The organism is Mesorhizobium sp. M2E.F.Ca.ET.209.01.1.1, assembly GCF_004010375.2.
GTDB lineage: Bacteria > Pseudomonadota > Alphaproteobacteria > Rhizobiales > Rhizobiaceae > Mesorhizobium.
Map to the genome: position 1 here is coordinate 1 of NZ_SADP02000736.1, position 327 is coordinate 327.

The 327-nt window shown below is 62.1% G+C and carries 1 pseudogene; it reads left to right on the forward strand.

Annotated elements, in window-relative coordinates:
* Positions 1-327, forward strand: a pseudogene (locus EN852_RS37675) (Fe3+/spermidine/putrescine ABC transporter ATP-binding protein); the annotation flags it as partial.

Genomic DNA, 327 nt, shown 5'->3' on the forward strand with positions numbered 1-327 from the left:
TGCGCGAAGACATGCAGATCGAGATCAAGAAACTGCATACGATGCTGGGCATCAACATCGTCTATGTCACGCACGACCAGAGCGAGGCACTGACGATGTCGGATCGCGTCGCCGTTTTCAACCAAGGCGCGATCGCCCAGTTGGGCTCGCCTGGCGACCTCTACAACACACCGCAAAGCTCGTTCGTGGCGAGCTTCCTAGGCGAAAACAACACGCTGGAAGGCATGGTCGAGCGCGTCTCCGGCGGGCAATGCCGCGTGCGGCTGAACGGCGGCGGCGAGCTTACGGCGCTTGCGATCGGCGTAGCGCAAGGCAGCGCTTGCCACG